Source organism: Variovorax sp. 01T439_2 (assembly GCF_056398445.1).
This window is the reverse complement of the sequence record NZ_JBFTPJ010001350.1, coordinates 1-1,042: the sequence shown is the minus strand read 5'-3', so window position 1 is coordinate 1,042 and position 1,042 is coordinate 1. Positions and strand designations below refer to the sequence as shown.

1 protein-coding gene and 1 pseudogene are annotated in these 1,042 nt (G+C 67.9%); both read left to right on the top strand.

Annotated elements, in window-relative coordinates; genetic code table 11:
- A pseudogene (locus tag AC1DOC_RS34875) lies at nt 1-217 on the top strand (methyl-accepting chemotaxis protein); the annotation flags it as partial.
- A gap of 23 nt (nt 218-240) precedes the next feature.
- Nucleotides 241-1,042, top strand: an 802-nt coding sequence (locus tag AC1DOC_RS34870) for a Cache 3/Cache 2 fusion domain-containing protein (RefSeq protein WP_478131741.1), incomplete at its 3' end; no start/stop codon positions are given.

Genomic DNA, 1,042 nt, shown 5'->3' with positions numbered 1-1,042 from the left:
GTCGATGCAGGAGCAGGCCGCGAGCCTGGTGGAAGCCGTGAGCGTGTTCAGGCTCGAAGGCGGGGCCCAAACCCTGCATGCGCAAGCGCCGCGCACGCCCGAGGCGCCGGCCCGGCCGCTCGCGAAGCCGCGCAAGAAGGAAGCCATGGCCTCCGCCGCGCCGCTGACCCTGGCCGGCGGCGCCGCGGGTGCCGCGGGCGATTGGACCGAGTTCTAGACACCCCCCACAAGAGAGAACCGATGAAAGCCGCAGCCACGGACTCGTCCCAGCCAATGCGCCCCTTCGTCTCGCTGGCGCGCACGCTCACCGTCAGGGCCGCCCTTGCCATTCTTCTGGTGACGGCGCTCCTGCTTGCGGCGTTCTATGCAATCGGCTCCGCGCAGCAGCAGCGCAGTGCCGCGCAGTACGCCAATGCCAAGGCCGAAGCAATTGCGCGGTCGCTCGACATCTTCGACCGCACCATGCAGCTGACCGCGGAGAACGCGTACGGCGTCTTCCGGCGCCAGTTCGCGGCCACTTTCGTTGTCGAAGATGCGGCCCAAGGCATCGTGAGCAGCTACGGCACGCAGATCAATGGCGCGAGCACGAGCGAGGTGGATGCCTTCGCGCGGGATTTTCCCGGCGCCAACGCCACGGTGTTCGTGGCGCAGGGCGAAGACTTCCGCCGCATCACGACCTCGGTCAAGAAGGAGAACGGCGAGCGCGCCATCGGAACGCTGCTCGACCGCAAGAGCGCAGCGTATCCGGTGCTGCGCTCGGGCAAGAAATTCATCGGCCGCGTCATGCTGTTCGGGCGCCCCTTCATGACGGTCTACGAGCCGGTGCGCGACGCCGCGGACCAGGTCGTCGCCGTGCTCTACATCGGCCTGGACATCTCGCAGCAGCAGGCTTCCTTCGGCGAAGCGGTGGGCCAGAGCCGGATCTTCGACATGGGCGGGCTCTACATCGTCAACCCGGGCGCAGACCCTGCCGCTGCCACGCTCGTGTTCCATCCGTCGGCGGCCGGCAAGAAGCTGTCGGAGGTTCTGCAGGGTGCGGATC